Genomic DNA, 15,402 nt, shown 5'->3' on the forward strand with positions numbered 1-15,402 from the left:
GTCGTCGTGACGCGGCCTGTGCTGTCAGCGACCGGCCGACAGGGCACGAAGCGCCAGCGCCCGGGAGGTGGCCGCTTCGGTCAACATCCCGACATCGGTACCGGCCGAGATGAATCGCAGGCCCAGGCCGACGAAACGTTCCAGCAGGTCTACCGACTTGATACCGGCAATCCCGAGTGCCACGCCGTGCCTACGGCAGGCCGCTGCAACAGAGCTTACCGCATAACGGAAACGCTCATTCTCATAATCGCCGTGAATTCCCATCTCGGCGGTCAGGTCACTCGGTCCGAGCAGGATCATGTCGAGCCCCGGCACAGCGGCGATAGCCTCACAGTCCGCAACCGCATCGGGAGTCTCGACCATCACCGCTACCACAGTCCGATCCTCCAGTGCGGCGGCAAGCTCCGACGGACTTCGCGGACCGAATCCGCTGACCACAGTGGGACCGGAGATCGACCGCCGCCCGATGGGTGGAAATCGGGTCGCGTCCACCACCGCGGTCGCCTCGTCTGCCGAATTAACGTGTGGCACAATAATTCCCACGGCTCCCGCATCGAGAACTCGGGCAATCACACTCGGGTCGCGCGAGGGCACCCGGACCAAGCCCGCAATGCCGGCCCCGGCGGCTCCGGTGCACATCAGAGCGGCGGTATCCAGCGATGTGGATGTGTGTTCGAGGTCCACATAGATCGCGTCGTAACCGCAGGCGGCGGCGATGGCGGGGACCTCGGGAGTTCGGGAGTTCAACAGGGCCAGGCACAGTAGCAGCCGATCGCCGCGCAGCTTCGTCCTGAAATTTTGTTGCACCAGGTTCACCTTACGCAACGAGAACGATCATTTGCACCGATTCGCATACGCCATTATCGGTGTGGTTAACATGGGCTATGCCAACCAGACGTGTTGCTGTCGTGGGGGCCGGCCTCTCCGACTGCGGACGGGTTCCCCAGATGACTGCGATGGGGTTGATGGCCCAGGCCGCGCGCCGGGCCGTCAGCGATGCGGGGCTGACCAAGGACGATGTCGACGGCTTCGGTGGCCACGGCACACTGCTCCCGCCGATCGAGGTCAGCGAATACCTAGGGCTGCGGCCGCGCTGGGTCGACGCCACCAATGTCGGCGGATCCTCCTGGGAGGTAATGGCTCGACATGCGGTCGCGGCCATCGCGACAGGCGAGGTCGACGTCATCCTGCTCACCTACGGGTCCACCGCTCGCTCCGATGTCAAACGCCGGGTGCGCGGGTCGGTTGCGGCGATGAGCACCGGCGGCGCGATGCAGTACGAGGCCCCGTACGGCGCCTCCCTGATAGCCAAATACGCCATGGCAGCGCGCAGGCACATGATCGAATTCGGCACCACCGTAGAGCAACTCGCCGAGGTGGCGGTGGCTGCGCACGAGTGGGCCGCCATGAACCCCAATGCGTTCGAACGCGACCGCATCACCCTGGCCGACGTCGCGTCGGCGCCCATGCTGGCAGACCCTTTCACCGCCAAGCACGTCTGCCTGCGTACCGACGGCGGCGGCGCTGTGGTACTCGCCAGTGAAGCCGTCGCCCGCTCGTGCGCCAAGGACCCGGTCTGGATCCTCGGATCCGCCGACGCGGCCTCGCATGTCAGCATGAGTGAATGGGGCGACTTCACCACGTCGGCGGCGGCGGTGTCCGGACCGGAAGCCTTCGCCCGGACCGGAGTGCAGCCAGCGGATATCGACGTCTGCCAGCTCTACGACTCCTTCACCGCCACCGTACTTTTGACCGTTGAGGATCTCGGGTTCTGCGCCAAGGGCGATGGCGGGAAGTTCATCGAATCCGGCGCGCTGCGGCCCGGTGGGACGCTGCCCACCAACACCGACGGAGGCGGGCTGGCGTCCTGTCACCCAGGTATGCGCGGCATGTTCCTTCTCGTCGAAGCCGTTCGGCAACTGCGCGGCGAATGCGGTGACCGCCAGGTCGACGACGCCAAACTCGCCTGCGTGCATGCGATGGGCGGCTTCTTCAGCCACAGCGCCACCATGATCCTGGGGAGGAACTGATGAACGCCCCCAACCGGCCGATAACCGACAGCGACAGCGAAACGTGGTGGGCCGCTGTCCAGAACGGCACGTTGCTGGTCACTGCTTGCGCATCATGTGGCCGGAATTCCCTGTATCCCCGACCGTTCTGTCCCTACTGCTGGAGTGAAGAAGTGTCCTCGATTCCCGCGAGCGGTCGCGCCACGCTGTACACCTGGACGGTCGTCCACCAGGGCCCTGCAACCTCGTTGGTCGCCATGGTCGACCTGGCCGAGGGGCCCCGGCTGATGACAAATATCGAGCACTGCTCCCCTGACGTACTGGAGGCCGGACTGCCGCTGCACCTCGACTTCCGTCACGACGACGACGGCTTCGTCGTTCCCGTATTCAAGCCACTCACACCGGCACTCGAGAGGAAATGACATGAACAAGGACGACATGATCCTGGTCAGCGTCGACGACCACATCGTCGAGCCGCCCGACATGTTCAAGAACCATCTGGCCAAGAAGTATCAGGACGACGCGCCACGTTTGTTGCACAACGCCGACGGCAGCGACACCTGGCAGTTCCGCGACGTCGTAATCCCCAATGTCGCACTCAATGCGGTGGCCGGTCGGCCGAAGGAAGAGTACGGCCTCGAACCACAGGGACTCGACGAGATCAGGCCCGGTTGCTTTCAGGTCGACGAGCGCGTCAAGGACATGAACGCCGGGGGCATCCTCGGCTCGATGTGCTTCCCGTCGTTCCCGGGCTTCGCCGGAAGGCTGTTCGCCACCGAGGATCACGAGTTCTCCCTAGCCCTTGTGCAGGCCTACAACGACTGGCACGTCGAGGAGTGGTGCGGGGCCTATCCCGCCCGCTTCATTCCGATGACCCTTCCGGTCATCTGGGACCCCGAAGCGTGCGCAAAGGAGATCCGTCGCAACGCCGCCCGCGGAGTACATTCGCTGACCTTTACCGAGAACCCGGCCGCGATGGGCTACCCGAGTTTCCACGATCTAAACTACTGGAAACCGATGTGGGAAGCGCTTGTCGACACCGACACGGTGCTCAACGTGCACATCGGCTCATCGGGCCGGCTGGCGATCACCGCGCCTGACGCCCCGATGGACGTGATGATCACACTGCAGCCGATGAACATCGTGCAGGCCGCGGCGGACCTGCTGTGGTCCAAACCCGTGAAGACCTACCCCGGCCTGAAGATCGCCCTCTCCGAGGGCGGCACCGGCTGGATCCCGTACTTCCTCGACCGTGCCGACCGGACTTACGAGATGCACTCCACATGGACGGGGCAGGACTTCGGCGATCAGAAGCCATCAGAGTTCTTCCGGGAGCACTTCCTGACCTGTTTCATCTCCGATCCGGTCGGCGTGGAACTGCGCCATCAGATCGGCATCGACAACATCTGCTGGGAGGCCGACTACCCGCATTCGGATTCCATGTGGCCGGACGCCCCTGAAGCGCTCGACGAGGTTGTCAAGAAATTCGACGTCCCGGACGCCGACATCAACAAGATGACGTATGAGAATGCAATGCGCTGGTACCACTGGGATCCCTTCGCCCATATCAGCAAGGAGCAGGCGACTGTCGGGAGCCTGCGTAAGGCCGCCGAGGGCCACGACGTGTCCATCCAGGCGCTGTCCAAGCGAGAGCACGACGACAGCTCGTCGGACTGGCAGGCCCGGATGAACAAGGCGACGATCAACGTCAGCGGTGACGCCAAGCGCTAGCACACATCACGGCGTCGTAGCCAGACGGTCGGCCACCGCGCGGGGCCGACCGTTTGCGTTCTGGTGCAATCCTTTTCGTTCCACCTTGCCGTTGGCGTTGACCGGCAGCGGCTGGTCCCAGAACACCAATTCCTCGGGCAGCTTGTACTTGGGCAGGCCGGCAGCGAGCAGCGTTGCCGTCACCTCTCGCAGGGAAAGTTCCGTGGACCCCTCGAGCACCAATGCAACCGCGAGCCTCTCTCCGGTGGTCGCGTCGGGCACCGAGTAGGCGGCGCATTCGCGCACGCCGGCGATCCTGGCCACCGCCTCCTCCACTTCAGCGGCCGGAATCTTCATGCCGTTGCGGATCACGATGTCCTTGATCCTCCCCACGATACGCACGCGCCCGTCCGCCACCGCGGCGATATCGCCCGTGCGGAACCACTCCCCCTCGAAAGCGGCGGTATCGGCCTCGGCATCGGTGTAGCCCAGGAACGTGTGCGGGCCGCGGATACAGCATTCCGCGGGATCCCCGGCGGAGCCCAGCCGGACCTCGACGTCCGCCAACGGCAGTCCGTCATCGGCATGCCGCGCCCGCCGTGTATCGGTGCGCCGACCGGAGGTGCTGACCGGAACTTCCGACGACCCGTAGGCACGCATCACGACGATCCCGAAATCGTCCTCGATGCGCTCGACGATCCGGTGATCCAGCATCGTGCCGCCCAGGTACACCGCCCGCAGCGGTACCGCCCGGTCCCGTGCCACCGCTTCGTCGAGCAGCCGGTCCAGCAGCCGGTCGGGCCCGCCGTACCAGGTCGCACCCGCAGCCAGCAGCAGTTCGCAAGTGGCCGCGGGTTCCCAACGATCCTCCAACACCACCGGCACCGCGAGCATCGGACCGATGAACAGTGCCTGCACCACCCCGGTCACCGAAGCGAGCGGACTGATCAGGAAGATCCGGTCCCCCGCACTCAGCCCGGCGGCGGCGATGTAGTTGGCCGAGGCCTTGCGCAGGGTGCTCAGCGAGTGGACGACCCCTTTAGGTCGTGCGGTGGTACCAGAGGTGAACAGCACGAACGACGGCTCATCGGCGGGGCGCTGCGGCCAGATCGACGCCGGCGCGGTCGTCGTGGCCGGGCCCGCGATCCAGGTGCAGCGCCCCGCCAAATCCGGTTTCGCGTCATCGGGCCAATTCGGTGCGAGGCCGAACGCCGCTCCGGTGCGATCGACGATGTCGACCACCTGTGCGGCTCCGGCGCTGCGTGGCATCAGCAGCGCCACGGCATCCCTGCGTTCTACGGCATGGACGGCCACCACCGAGTCGACGTCATTGCCGACGACGACGACGACCGGAGTGCCCTCCACGACGCCGGCCTCGGTCAGCGTCTGACAGACCCGGTCGATACGTTCGTCCAATTCCGAATAGGTGAGTTCGACGCCACGAGTGATCAGCGCGGTCCGCGTGGGATACCTTGCCGCGGTGAAGCGAACGAGGTCCAGCGGCCGTTCGGACCACACGCCGGCCGCGCGGTATCGCGAGCGTAAGCGTGCGGCGCGCGATGGCGCATCACCCAGCAGATCGGTTGTCATTAGATCCTCCGATGCAAATGCAAATTCTCGTTGATGCAAATGTAACCTCTCACTCATGTCAATCACATTCGAAAACCAGGTAGCCATCGTCACCGGAGCGGGCGGGGGCCTGGGTCGCTGCCACGCACTCGAATTGGCCCGCCGTGGCGCGCGGGTAGTGGTCAACGATCTCGGCAGCGCGGTCGACGGCAGCGGAGCTTCTATGTCGGCCGCACAGAAAGTGGTGGACGAGATCACCGCCGACGGCGGCACCGCCATCGCAAACGGTGACTCGGTGGCCACCGAGGCTGGCGGCCAGGCCATCATCGCGGCAGCGACCGAGGCATTCGGGCGCGTCGACGTCCTGGTGAACAACGCCGGCATCCTGCGCGACGCAGCCTTCAAGAACATGACTGCCGACCAGGTGGACGCGGTGATCGCTGTGCACCTCACCGGCGCTTTCAACGTGACACGCGCGGTGTGGCCGGTGATGCGGCAACAGAACTACGGCCGAATCGTGCAAACAACCTCGGGTACCGGACTTTTCGGCAACTTCGGTCAGGCCAACTACGGTGCGGCCAAGATGGGCCTGGTCGGCATGATGCACGTGCTGGCGATCGAGGGCGCACGCAGCGGCATCACCGTCAACGCCATCGCCCCCATCGCGCGCACCAGGATGACCGAGGAGATCATGGGCGAGGCGGGTAAAGCGATGGATCCGGGACTGGTGACCCCGGTGGTGATCTATCTGGCGCACCGCGGCTGCGAACGCACGGCGCACATCTATTCAGTCGGGGCGGGCAAGGTGTCCAGAGTCTTCATCGGCGTGACCAAGGGAATCGAAGACACCGCCCTGACGGCCGAGGGCGTTGCCAAAGCGATCGACCGGATCGACGACAGCTCGTCGTTCGTCATCCGTGGCGGTCCGGCCGCCCGCTGAGCTCAGCGCCCGGTGAAGCGGGGCGAGCGGCGTTCGGCGAACGCGCGCAGACCTTCCTGCAGATCGCTTGTCCGGGAGATCAGTTCAGCGGCCCAGGCCTCCTGCTCGAACGCACGCTCGCGCGGGGACTCCGACGAGACCGACAGCAGACGCTTGGTGAGCGCGAGCATCACTGAGGGGCCCGCTGCCAACTGCACGGCCAATGCATCCGCTGTTTGATCCACCTGTTCCGCCGACACCACACGGTTCACCAGACCGAGACGAAGGCACTCATCGGCATCCACTGGTTCGCCGAGCATCAATAATTCGGTGGCCTTGCGCAGGCCCACGATCCTGGTGAGCAGGTGCACTGCCCCGGAATCCGGCAGAATCCCGCGGTGCACGAACGCCTCCACGAGGGTGGACTGGCGGGCCATCACCACGATGTCGCAGGCCAGCACGAGGCTGGCACCGGCACCTACCGCCGTCCCGTTGACAGCCGCCACAACCGGTTTGTCGCAGTCGAGTACGGCATTTACCAACCGCTGCCAGCCCTGCTCCAGCATTCGGGCGATATCGCCCGGCCGCCGGTCGAGTGCGGGCTGGGCATCCGCGCCCCCGGGCCGGGACGCCAGTCCGGCGCCGGCGCAGAAGTGTCGCGACCCGGCCGAGGTCAAGAGCACGGCTCGAGTACCGGTGTCCGCTTGTGCGTCGGCCAGGACGTCCGCGAGAGCGTCTCGCGCCAAGGGCGACAACGAATTTCCGACATCCGGACGATCGATCACGATGCGGCGTACGCCATCATCCCCAGCGTCGACCCTGATCCCTGACGATTCTTCTGACATTCCACCCACACCCCGTTAACGGCATTTCCACTTTTCGGGTATCTTAATTCTCACTTTGGTCATGACCAAGGACACGTACTACGAGGAGGCTGCTCGATGACCGAGACCGGCCAGATCACCGGCGCGGGCCTGGACCGGCTGCGGGCCACTGTCGGCATCGCGGTCCCCCACACTCAGCCACCCCACTACTACCGTCCCAACGAGGACGCCTTCCGCCATGTCGCGGAGAGCTATGGAGACGCCAACCCGCTGTGGTGCGAGCCCGACTACGCCACCAAGTCGGTCTGGGGCCAGCCGATCGCGCCGCCCGCCCTCGTCGGCGGCGACACGTTGATCGGCGAGGACGAGGTCACCGAACTGTCCGACGTCGACCGGGCGCTGACCAAAGGCGATCCGCTCCGCGGCGTGCACGCGTTCTACGCGTCCTCATCCCGGGAATGGTGGGCACCGCTGCGTGCCGGGCACCGGGTATTCCGACGCAATGCCCTGGTGGCGGCCCTGGACAAGAGCAGCGATTTCGCCGGGCGCGCCATCCACGAGTGGTCTGCCCAGGTGTTCCGCGATGACGAAGGCACCATCCTGGGCGGCCAGTACCGCAACATGATCCGCACCGAGCGAAGTAAGGCGCGCGGCCGCAAGAAGTACGAAGCGGTGGAACTCAGGACCTGGACCCCGGAGCAGATCGCCGAGATCGACGCCCGCTATCCGCACGAGACCCCGCGCGGCGCCGAACCACGCTGGTGGGAAGACGTGTCCGAGGGCGACGCCATCGGACCGCTGACCAAGGGACCACTCACGGTGACCGATATGGTCTGCTGGCACGTCGGCATGGGAACCGGAATGTACGGCGTGCGCCCACTGCGACTGGCATGGCGCAATCGGCAACGCATACCGCGGTTCTACACTCCCAACGAGCACGGCGTCCCCGATGTCCAGCAGCGGGTGCACTGGGAGCCCGACGCCGCCCGTAATGCCGGCAATCCCACCACGTTCGACTACGGGCGGATGCGCGAGACCTGGCTCATCCACCTGTGCACAGACTGGATGGGTGACGACGCGTGGTTGTGGAAACTGGACTGCGAGTTCCGGCTGTTCAATTACGTCGGGGACCTCCACACCATCAACGGCACCGTGACACGCAAGTTCCTCGCCGATGGTGACCGTCCGGCGGTCGAAATCGAACTTGCGGCCACCAACCAGCGGGGCCAGATCACGACGCCCGGCCGGGCCACCATCCTGCTACCCAGTCGCGAGCGCGGACCTGTTCGGCTACCCGATCCACCCGGCGGGGCGACCGACCTCGCCGAGTTGCTGACCGCCGTCTCGGCACAGTTCGCCGAGCGCTGATACACCGATGGCCTACTCCAGCGTCGACGGACTCGTGGTCGAACACACCGGCCCCGAGTTGCGTCTCACATTCGACCGTGCCGACCGCCGCAACGCAGTCAACGACACCGTTCTCGACGCCATGATCGATCACGTCGCGGCCGCAGGCATCGACGAGACGGTCCGGGTCATCCGCATCGACGCGAACGGCCCCGACTTCTGCGCGGGCTCTGACCTCATCGCCAACAACGCGCGCTCCGAACGTAAACCGCGGGTCGGGAGCACGCAGCGCCGGATGCCGAACAAAGCGAACCGGCTCATCCCACTCATGCTCGAGACACAGGTGCCCGTCGTCGCCGTGGTACGCGGCTGGGCCGCCGGACTCGGATTCCACATCGCCATGGCGGCCGACTTCTGCGTGGCCGCCACCGATGCCCGGTTCTGGGAGCCGTTCATGGCCCGCGGGTTCAGCCCGGACAGCGGCGCGGCGTGGCTGCTGCCGCGCGTGATCGGGATGGTGCGCACCAGACGGCTGCTGATGCTCGGTGAGGAGATCTCCGGGGCCGACGCCGCCGACTGGGACATCATCCACGGTGCCCATCCCGTCGATCAATTGGATTCGGCGGCAGACGAACTGGTGGGCCGGCTGGCCGCGGCTCCCACGGTTGCCCTGGGGCTGACGAAGTGGCTGCTGCAGAGTGGCCGCGGGCTGGACCTGGACCGGCACCTGCACAACGAGGCCATGGCCCTCGAATTATCAAGCCGAAGTGACGATTTCAAAGAGGGACTGGCCGCCTTCCGGGACAAACGGAATGCGGAGTTTCAGGGCCGATGACACTACCTATCGACAAGACCACCAGTACCGACGATGCGGTCGCAGCTGTGCGGATGTGGGCGGAGGCCGAGGTACCCGTGCTCTGGCGTACCGCTGCAGCGCAGGGCCCCCAGGCACTGCGCGCCGTCCGCACCCCAGCCGACTATCGAGCCTGGTATCCCGCCTTCGCGGCGACCGGCCTCGTCGCGCCGACCTGGCTTCCCGAACACGGTGGTCTCGGCATCTCTACCGCGGTGGCCCGCTGTATCGAGTCTGTGCTGGCACCGCTGCGGCTGACCAGGTTGAACCCGTTGGGCCTCAACAATGCCGCGGCCGCGTTGTTCAGCCACGGCACCGAGGAACAGCGTCTGCGTTTTCTCCCGCCGATCGTGACCAACGAAGAGAAGTGGTGCCAGCTGTTCAGCGAGCCCGGCGCCGGTTCCGACCTCGCATCGCTGGCCACTCGCGCCGTCCGCGACGGTGATGATTGGGTGGTCACCGGCCAGAAGGTATGGACCACCTGGGCCGATCAGGCCGACTTCGGCATACTGTTGGCCCGCACCGACCCGGACCAGCCCAAACACCAAGGCATCACCTATTTTCTGCTCGATATGCACCAGCCCGGCGTCCAGGTGCGACCCCTGCGGCAGATCACCGGTGAGCGCGAGTTCAACGAGGTGTTCCTGGATGACGCCCGGGTGCCCGATGCGCATCGAGTCGGCGAAGTCAACGACGGCTGGCGGGTCAGCGCGTCGACGCTGTCGAGTGAACGCCAGATGGTGTCGGGCTCAGGTTCGGGTGGTATGGGCCGCCTCGGCGGCTCCAGCGCGCAAAGGTTGATCACGCTCGCACAGGAGACCGGCCGCTGGTCCGATCCGGTGATCCGCAACAAGGTCATGCGATTGTGGGCCCAGGAGCAGATCCGCGGCTGGACGAATGTCCGGGTCCGGGAGGCGCTCAAGGCCGGCCAGTCACCCGGAGCGGCATCCTCCATCGGCAAGGTCCATCAGGCCACCCTGAACCAGCAGATCCAGGATCTGATGGTCGACCTGGTCGGTACGGGAGCGCTGGCCTGGCCCGCCACCGAGGACGCAGACGCGTTGCCTAGGGAGGTCCACGGCTGGATGCGCAGCCTGGCCAACGGCACCGAGGGCGGCACCACCGATATCAACAAGAACATCCTCGGCGAACGTGTGCTCGGCCTGCCCAAGGAGCCCGATCCGTGGAAGGGCAAGCCCTGGAAGGACATCCCGCGATCGTGACCGGCTACGAACGCATAGTGGTGGAGAAATCCGACGGGGTCGGCTGGCTCATCCTGAACCGGCCAGATGCAGGCAACGCCTTCGACGCGCTGATGCTCGACGAACTGGAGGCCGCGTGGGCCGACCTCGACGCCGACCCCGATGTGCGGGTCATCGTCAACACGGCCAACGGACGTTCGTTCTGCACCGGGATGGACGTCGTGCAAGTCGCCTGCGACAAACAAGCGATGCGCAAGCACTCCCGGCGCACCAGGGACGCCGAGCTGAAGATCTCGTCCTGGCACTGCGATGTCTGGAAGCCGGTGATCGCGGCGGTCAACGGAGTCTGTGCTGGGGGCGGCCTGCATCTGGTCGCAGACGCCGATATCGTGATCGCGGCCGAACGCGCCTCCTTCGTCGATCCACACGTGTCAGTGGGGCAGGCCGTCGCCTACGAGGCCATCACCCTGCTACGCAAATCGCCGATGGAGGCGATCACCCGAATGACGTTGAGCGGCAAAGGTGAACGGATCTCTGCCCAGCGTGCCTATCAGCTCGGCATCGTGTCCGAAGTCGTGCCCGACGACGCATTGCGCGCGGCGGCCGGAACGCTGGCCGCCGCGATCGCGATCAACTCCCCTACCGCGATGCGGGTGACCAAAAAGGCGCTGTGGCGGTCGTTCGAGGTCGGACTGACACAAGCCCGCCAAGAGGCGGCGGAAGCGATCCGAGAGATGCACAACCAGCCCACGGAGGTGTCATGACCTACCAGCGACTGATCGTCGAGCGGCGCGGTCCCGTCGGATGGATCATCAACAACCGCCCCGACCGGCTCAACGCTTACGACGTCGTCATGCGCGACGAGTTCCGCAGGGCGTGGGCCGAGTTGGATGCCGACGCCGACGTCCGAGTCATCGTGCACACCGGCAACGGACGCGCTTTCCAGGTGGGCGCCGATGTCGACGAACTCGATGGCGAAGCGGTGCAGCAGTTCCAGGAGACCATGGCCTCCCTCGACCTCGGCCTGACCGGTTGGCACTGCAATGTCGGTAAACCCGTCATTACCGCGGTCAACGGTGTGTGCGCCGGCGGCGGCCTGCACTGGGTGGCCGACGCCGATATCGTCATCGCCTCCTCGAACGCCACGTTCGTCGACCCGCATGTGTCGATCGGTCAGGTCAGCGCTCTGGAGACGATCGCCCTGATGCGCAAGATGCCCGCTGAGGCTGTGCTGCGGATGGCGTTGGTCGGCAGCCATGAGCGGCTCACAGCGCAACGCGCGTACGAACTCGGCATGGTCAGCCAGGTGGTGGATCCGCCGGAGAACCTACGCGATGTCGCGCAGGAACTCGCGGAGAAGATCGCCAGGAACTCACCCGCGGCGATGCGGGCCACCAAACGGGCACTGTGGGGCGCCTTGGAATGCGGGCTGACCGACGCGTGCCACGTCGGTGCGAAACATCTGACTTCGATGTGGGGTCACCCCGACCAGGACGAGGGCCCGAAAGCCTTTGCCGAAAAACGCAGTCCCAGCTGGCTGCCCCTGGAGGCGCAGTCATGAGCCTGACCGAACTGCTGGACGACCTGCCCGCCGTCGCCGTATACACGGTCGACCTCGAGGTGCTGCGCGAGGATCTGATGACCTCAGCCCTCCGGCTCGGCGAGCTGCTGACCGAGGCCGGAGTTGAGACCGGCCAGGTGGTTGCGGCGATGCTACCCAACGAAGCAACCACCATCGCCGGACTTTTCGGCACCTGGTGCGCCGGAGCCGTCTACACCCCGCTCAATCCGCGGGCTGCCGACGCCGAGGTGATATCCCAGCTGGCCACTCTTCGACCGGTGGCCGTCATCACGACACCCGAGCTGGCACATCGCTTCTCGTCGTCGGCACTACCGGTCATCGTGGGCTCAGGGCTGTCCTGGCAACTCGCTGCAACTGGTGGGGCGCAGGAGAATCCGCGGCAATACGGCGCCGACGTGGCACTGCTGCAGTTCACCTCGGGCACGACAGGGCAACCCAAACCGGTGCCGCTACGCCACGCCACAGTGCTCGATCTCATCGACCGGCTGTTGACCAAACTGCGCGGCAAACCGGACCCCGACAAACCCAAACGTGCGCCCATGCCCAATCTGGTCCCGCTGTCGCTGTCCCTGTGGGCCGGTATCTATCAGGTACTGTTCGCGTTCCGGGCCGGATCCGGAGTCGTACTGATGAACCACTTCGCCCCGGAGGATTTCGCGGCGCTGGTTCGACGACATCAGTTGCGTTCCACCGTGTTGCCGCCGGCCGCGCTGACCATGGTGCTGCACGACGAGACCGTGACCGACCTGTCACCGCTGAAGATCGTGCGGTCCATCACCGCGCCGCTCTCGCCCGTTCAGGCCGCGCGGTTCCGTGAGAGATTCGGTGTGCTGGTGCTGAATTCGTACGGACAGACTGAGCTCGGCGGCGAGGTGGTGGGCTGGTCGGCCGCCGACGCCCGCGAATGGGGTGAGACCAAACTCGGTTCGGTCGGTCGCCCTTTGCCTGGTATCGACGTCACCATCACCGAGGACGAGGTGATGGTGCGCACCCCGACAACGGCCGCCCGCAAGATCGACCCGGCCTTCCTGGATCGGCTTACCGATGACGGCTGGTTCCACACGGGCGATCTGGGCTGGTTCGACGACGACGGTTTCCTGTGGCTCGACGGCCGAGTGTCGGACATGATCAACCGCGGTGGGCTGAAAGTGTTCCCCGGCACCGTGGAGGATGTCCTGCTGGCTGCCGCCGGGGTGCGCGAAGCCGCAGTGGTCGGGGTCCCCGACGAACGCCTCGGCGAGGTGCCCTGGGCCTTCGTGGCCCGCCTGGACGACACGGTCACCGAGCAGACGCTGGAGGCGTGGTGCCGGGAGCGACTGACGCCCTATCGGGTACCCGCCCGTATCGTGTTCGTGGAGCGGTTACCGCGCAATGATGTCGGCAAGGTGGTCAAGCGTAATCTGATTGATGGCCGGCACGGGATTGTCGTGTGACGACGGATCGTCCCAGGACGGGTTTGAGCAGTCCGGGTGCGTTCGCGACGACATGTGGAATCGCGTTGACGATGGCTTGCCCGGTGAACGCCAGCGATGGGTTCGCGCGTTCGCCTGGCCCGTCGTCGAAGCACACTTGCATCCTCAGACTGGGGCGCCCGACGATCCGGTGAACCATCCCTGCGCCGCCTTCGGGCTTCGGCCACGAGCCCGGCCACGGTGTGGACGACACCGTGGCGAAGTACTGCACGGCCACGACCGGTTGTCCGTCGACAATGCCGGCCAATTGCCACCGGTGACCAGAAATGGTTCCTTGGGCTATCACTCCCAAAGCTGTCTCCAGGTCCTTGGGAGCGAGCAGCGTCTCCCAGTCGAGGTCCACCGAATCCAGCTGCAGCCGTAGCACGTCGGCGATATAGCGCACTACCGATTCCCAATCATGGCGAACCTTGCCCGACGCGATACGTGCCGGCACGTGTCCATCCGGCTTCCCGAAACCCATCGACTCGTGCAGCACATCCCAAATCGGGTACACCAGGTCCATGTTCACGGCGTACTCGTCCATTCGGTAGCTGTCGACCCGGCCGGCACCGGCTAATAGCGCGACCGGTAGATTCATGCTGACGATCCCCGGCTCACACCCCGAGGCGTAGAATGTCGAATCTCCTGCCAGACAAGCAGTTTCGAGCAGATCACGCCAAGATTCCGGCGCCGCGGCCGGGTAGACCATCGGAATCGTCGAGATCGTTACGACGTTGATTCCCGACCGCAGGATCTGTGCGATCTGTTGGTACGCCGCTTCTTCACGGCCGACAGCCGTCGAGCAGTACGAAACGCAGTCCGGCTTCTGCCGCAGCACGGCATCGAGATCAGCATGGGCCAGCACACCGGTGTCGCCACGTCCGCAGAAGGTACCCGCGTCTCTGCCGATCTTGTCCTGGCTCGACACGAGCAATCCGACGAGTTCCAGATCCGGGTCATCGATCAGCCCGCGAAGCGCTTCGCGTCCGGTCAAACCTGTTCCGGCATGGACGACGGTGATTGCCATAGAACCCCTCCTCGATGACGCACTGGGTTACAGCTGAATGCGCTTGTGCAAGGGCCGAAACACGTGTGTCGACACGGTGACCAACTTCCCACCAGCGCCATCGTCGTAGACCTGCGTGCGTGCCGCCACGGTGCCATCGGCCCCCGCCAGGGGTTCGGCCACGAAACGGAACGGACCCGCCTTGGCCCTGGCCAGGAACATGGTGTGCGACGAGACCCCGGTGAGCGTGTCCGCCTGTGCCAGTTCGGCGGCACTGCTGCGGGCCGCTGTCTCGGTCATCACGAACTGCGGGCCCACATGCAGCGCCGCATCCGGCGAGGCCACCTCGGCCGACAGTTCGGGCAGCAGCCAGGTGCCGGCATCTACCCGGCGGCCACCGAACACCTGCCACAACGGCGGCAGATCCGGCGAGTCGACCACCTCGATCGGTTCCACGGTCATCTTCTGCAGACCGCCCGGGGGAATGCCGATCGTCACGCCCTGGCCTTCGGTGACCGCCAGCACGCGGGCCGGTTCGTCGGCGTCCACGATCAGAGACCGGCTGTAGGCCATGCTGCGGCCTCGTTTCAAGTCCTCGGTGCGCACCTCGAAACGGGTCACTTCCGCACCGGTGTCCAGTACCTGACACGAGTGCACCACCGGATTCGGGACCGCCTCCAAATCTGACACCAGGCCGCCCTCCGGCGAGGCGATACCGAAGACGCACAGCAGAATTGCGCCTGCGTCGTCGCGCATGTCGGAGCGTACAGCGACGGTGTCGTCGGCGGGCCCGACGTTCATCGACCCGTGGTTCCGGCCGATGTAGCGGTAGCTGAGCAGCCCACCCCAGCGGCGCTGTAGTTCGGCGGCGTAGGCAACCGGGTCGTCGGTGAGTTCCCTGATATCGCGAATGATGCTGCCTCCGTG

The 15,402-nt window shown here is 65.6% G+C and carries 15 protein-coding genes and 1 pseudogene; 11 read left to right on the plus strand and 5 right to left on the minus strand.

Annotation, left to right across the window (positions count from 1 at the left end):
• Positions 1-24: 24 nt before the first annotated feature.
• The gene (locus tag H977_RS0131535) at positions 25-807 is read right to left on the minus strand and encodes an HpcH/HpaI aldolase family protein (RefSeq protein ID WP_231396104.1); all 783 of its coding nucleotides are present in this window, start codon (positions 805-807) and stop codon (positions 25-27) included.
• Between the two features lie 77 nt (positions 808-884).
• On the opposite strand from H977_RS0131535, the gene H977_RS0131540 reads away from it, so the two are divergent.
• The 4 genes and pseudogenes from H977_RS0131540 (at position 885) to H977_RS0131550 (ending at position 3,740) form a co-directional block, all read left to right on the plus strand.
• Positions 885-2,030 (plus strand): acetyl-CoA acetyltransferase, encoded by a 1,146-nt coding sequence (locus H977_RS0131540; RefSeq protein WP_029111609.1) that lies wholly within the window; start codon positions 885-887, stop codon positions 2,028-2,030.
• Positions 2,030-2,173 (plus strand): annotated as a pseudogene (locus tag H977_RS36190) (zinc ribbon domain-containing protein); the annotation flags it as partial. The gene H977_RS0131540 and the pseudogene H977_RS36190, both read left to right, overlap by 1 nt.
• A gap of 9 nt (positions 2,174-2,182) precedes the next feature.
• Positions 2,183-2,431, plus strand: a complete 249-nt coding sequence (locus tag H977_RS36195) for a Zn-ribbon domain-containing OB-fold protein (RefSeq protein WP_353589814.1) — start codon at positions 2,183-2,185, stop codon at positions 2,429-2,431.
• A gap of 1 nt (position 2,432) precedes the next feature.
• Positions 2,433-3,740 carry an amidohydrolase family protein gene (locus tag H977_RS0131550; protein WP_029111611.1) on the plus strand — a complete coding sequence of 436 codons (1,308 nt, stop codon included), beginning with the start codon at positions 2,433-2,435 and terminating at the stop codon, positions 3,738-3,740.
• 6 nt (positions 3,741-3,746) lie between these two features.
• Here the strand turns inward: H977_RS0131550 and H977_RS0131555 are convergent, their stop codons facing one another.
• Positions 3,747-5,309 (minus strand): class I adenylate-forming enzyme family protein, encoded by a 1,563-nt coding sequence (locus H977_RS0131555; protein ID WP_036477815.1) that lies wholly within the window; start codon positions 5,307-5,309, stop codon positions 3,747-3,749.
• Between the two features lie 55 nt (positions 5,310-5,364).
• Between H977_RS0131555 and H977_RS0131560 the strand changes: the two genes are divergently transcribed.
• Positions 5,365-6,228: an SDR family NAD(P)-dependent oxidoreductase gene (locus H977_RS0131560; protein ID WP_036477818.1), complete on the plus strand. Its 864-nt coding sequence runs from the start codon at positions 5,365-5,367 to the stop codon at positions 6,226-6,228.
• A gap of 2 nt (positions 6,229-6,230) precedes the next feature.
• On the opposite strand, the gene H977_RS0131565 is transcribed toward H977_RS0131560, so the two are convergent.
• A complete protein-coding gene (locus tag H977_RS0131565) occupies positions 6,231-7,052 on the minus strand; it encodes an enoyl-CoA hydratase/isomerase family protein (RefSeq protein ID WP_029111614.1) in 822 nt (273 codons plus the stop codon).
• Between the two features lie 96 nt (positions 7,053-7,148).
• Between H977_RS0131565 and H977_RS0131570 the strand changes: the two genes are divergently transcribed.
• The 6 genes from H977_RS0131570 to H977_RS0131595 are packed head-to-tail and all read left to right on the plus strand — an operon-like array spanning position 7,149 to position 13,448.
• Positions 7,149-8,399: a hotdog family protein gene (locus H977_RS0131570; protein ID WP_029111615.1), complete on the plus strand. Its 1,251-nt coding sequence runs from the start codon at positions 7,149-7,151 to the stop codon at positions 8,397-8,399.
• 7 nt (positions 8,400-8,406) lie between these two features.
• Positions 8,407-9,213, plus strand: coding sequence for an enoyl-CoA hydratase/isomerase family protein (locus H977_RS0131575; RefSeq protein WP_029111616.1), 807 nt, complete (start codon positions 8,407-8,409; stop codon positions 9,211-9,213).
• Entirely contained in the window at positions 9,210-10,454 is a 1,245-nt protein-coding gene (locus H977_RS0131580) for an acyl-CoA dehydrogenase family protein (protein ID WP_029111617.1), read from the plus strand. Before H977_RS0131575 ends, H977_RS0131580 begins: the two co-directional genes overlap by 4 nt.
• Positions 10,451-11,197, plus strand: a complete 747-nt coding sequence (locus H977_RS0131585; RefSeq protein ID WP_029111618.1) for an enoyl-CoA hydratase/isomerase family protein — start codon at positions 10,451-10,453, stop codon at positions 11,195-11,197. The genes H977_RS0131580 and H977_RS0131585 overlap by 4 nt, the downstream gene beginning before the upstream one ends.
• Positions 11,194-11,994 (plus strand): enoyl-CoA hydratase/isomerase family protein, encoded by an 801-nt coding sequence (locus tag H977_RS0131590; protein WP_029111619.1) that lies wholly within the window; start codon positions 11,194-11,196, stop codon positions 11,992-11,994. The genes H977_RS0131585 and H977_RS0131590 overlap by 4 nt, the downstream gene beginning before the upstream one ends.
• Positions 11,991-13,448: a class I adenylate-forming enzyme family protein gene (locus tag H977_RS0131595; protein ID WP_029111620.1), complete on the plus strand. Its 1,458-nt coding sequence runs from the start codon at positions 11,991-11,993 to the stop codon at positions 13,446-13,448. The genes H977_RS0131590 and H977_RS0131595 overlap by 4 nt, the downstream gene beginning before the upstream one ends.
• On the opposite strand, the gene H977_RS0131600 is transcribed toward H977_RS0131595, so the two are convergent.
• Together H977_RS0131600 and H977_RS0131605 are read right to left on the minus strand one after the other, a co-directional pair.
• A complete protein-coding gene (locus tag H977_RS0131600; RefSeq protein ID WP_029111621.1) occupies positions 13,405-14,496 on the minus strand; it encodes a dihydrodipicolinate reductase in 1,092 nt (363 codons plus the stop codon). The genes H977_RS0131595 and H977_RS0131600 overlap by 44 nt on opposite strands.
• Positions 14,497-14,523: 27 nt before the next feature.
• Positions 14,524-15,390 (minus strand): hypothetical protein, encoded by an 867-nt coding sequence (locus H977_RS0131605; protein WP_029111622.1) that lies wholly within the window; start codon positions 15,388-15,390, stop codon positions 14,524-14,526.
• Between the last annotated feature and the right edge of the window lie 12 nt (positions 15,391-15,402).

This window comes from Mycobacterium sp. URHD0025 (assembly GCF_000426065.1).
Classification (GTDB): Bacteria; Actinomycetota; Actinomycetes; order Mycobacteriales; family Mycobacteriaceae; genus Mycobacterium.

Excerpts from the sequence above, each read along its gene's own strand:
- H977_RS0131565 (WP_029111614.1), bottom strand. The coding sequence starts at position 7,052 with ATGTCAGAAGAATCGTCAGGGATCAGGGTCGACGCTGGGGATGATGGC.
- H977_RS0131580 (WP_029111617.1), top strand. The coding sequence starts at position 9,210 with ATGACACTACCTATCGACAAGACCACCAGTACCGACGATGCGGTCGCA.
- H977_RS0131590 (WP_029111619.1), top strand. The coding sequence starts at position 11,194 with ATGACCTACCAGCGACTGATCGTCGAGCGGCGCGGTCCCGTCGGATGG.
- H977_RS0131570 (WP_029111615.1), top strand. The coding sequence starts at position 7,149 with ATGACCGAGACCGGCCAGATCACCGGCGCGGGCCTGGACCGGCTGCGG.
- H977_RS0131600 (WP_029111621.1), bottom strand. The coding sequence starts at position 14,496 with ATGGCAATCACCGTCGTCCATGCCGGAACAGGTTTGACCGGACGCGAA.
- H977_RS0131595 (WP_029111620.1), top strand. The coding sequence starts at position 11,991 with ATGAGCCTGACCGAACTGCTGGACGACCTGCCCGCCGTCGCCGTATAC.
- H977_RS0131555 (WP_036477815.1), bottom strand. The coding sequence starts at position 5,309 with ATGACAACCGATCTGCTGGGTGATGCGCCATCGCGCGCCGCACGCTTA.
- H977_RS0131560 (WP_036477818.1), top strand. The coding sequence starts at position 5,365 with ATGTCAATCACATTCGAAAACCAGGTAGCCATCGTCACCGGAGCGGGC.
- H977_RS0131540 (WP_029111609.1), top strand. The coding sequence starts at position 885 with ATGCCAACCAGACGTGTTGCTGTCGTGGGGGCCGGCCTCTCCGACTGC.
- H977_RS0131550 (WP_029111611.1), top strand. The coding sequence starts at position 2,433 with ATGAACAAGGACGACATGATCCTGGTCAGCGTCGACGACCACATCGTC.
- H977_RS0131575 (WP_029111616.1), top strand. The coding sequence starts at position 8,407 with ATGGCCTACTCCAGCGTCGACGGACTCGTGGTCGAACACACCGGCCCC.